Source organism: Vibrio sp. Vb1026 (assembly GCF_033338745.1).
GTDB lineage: Bacteria > Pseudomonadota > Gammaproteobacteria > Enterobacterales > Vibrionaceae > Vibrio > Vibrio alginolyticus.
In genome coordinates, this window is sequence record NZ_JAWOTH010000204.1 from 1 (window position 1) to 1,043 (window position 1,043).

1 protein-coding gene is annotated in these 1,043 nt (G+C 44.5%); it reads left to right on the forward strand.

The window, feature by feature from the left end; all coding sequences use genetic code 11:
• The first annotated feature begins 50 nt into the window (after positions 1-50).
• Positions 51-1,037 carry a cytochrome-c peroxidase gene (locus tag R7E47_RS25320; RefSeq protein WP_318085568.1) on the forward strand — a complete coding sequence of 329 codons (987 nt, stop codon included), beginning with the start codon at positions 51-53 and terminating at the stop codon, positions 1,035-1,037.
• Positions 1,038-1,043 lie beyond the last annotated feature (6 nt).

Genomic DNA, 1,043 nt, shown 5'->3' on the forward strand with positions numbered 1-1,043 from the left:
AAGTGCGCCGCTCTAGTGAGAGTCGAAAATCACATCAAAAGGAAGTTATTATGAAAACTCTTATCGCAGTGAGTGTTTTATCTATATTGTCTTTCGGTGCCCATGCTGAACGTCAATCCAACGAACCCATCAAGGTCATCGAACCCATTTCTGGGCTCGACAGTAAAAAGATTGAATTGGGTAAAACGCTGTGGTTTGAACCGAGACTGTCGGCGTCGAACACCATTTCTTGTAATTCTTGCCATAACATCGCTAAAGGTGGCGTTGATAACTTACCAAGCTCAATTGGTCACAAATGGTCAATTGGTCCAATCAACTCACCTACGGTGTTTAATTCAGATTTGAATTTCGTTCAATTTTGGAATGGGCGAGCGAAAGATCTGCAAGAGCAAGCCGCACGCCCTATCGAAAACCCATTGGAAATGGCATTTACCCACCAACTCGCGGTCGACACTCTTCAATCTATCCCTCAATACCGCAAGTGGTTTCAACAAGCTTATGGCAGCGACAACATCACCATTGATAACGTGACCGATGCTATCGCAACATTTGAACAAACGCTGCGTACGCCAAACTCTCCATTCGATTTATGGTTGAAAGGTAACGACGACGCACTCACTACTGCACAAGTGGAAGGCTATCAACTGTTTAAAGACAAAGGCTGTACTGCTTGTCACAACGGGCCATTAGCGGGCGGACAAATGTATCAAAAAATGGGGTTAGTGAAGCCATTTGCGACAGACAACCCAGATGTTGGCCGCAAAGCCATTACCGGAAGTGATTTCGATAAGTTCGTCTTCAAAGTCCCAACCTTACGTAACGTAGAATTAACCTACCCGTACTTCCATGACGGGTCTGTTTGGGATCTTCAAGAAGCGGTAGAAATGATGGCCGATCTGCAACTTGGTCAAAAGCTAACAAAAGAAGAGTCCACCAAAATCACTGAATTCTTACGCTCTCTGACAGGTGAACAACCACAAGTCACCTTGCCTCACTTACCACCATCAACTCATGAAACCGCAAGGCCAAATATTTAAAATTTA

What these genes read in the sequence shown, in the direction of transcription:
- R7E47_RS25320 (WP_318085568.1), top strand. Translation starts at nt 51, where the DNA reads ATGAAAACTCTTATCGCAGTGAGTGTTTTATCTATATTGTCTTTCGGT.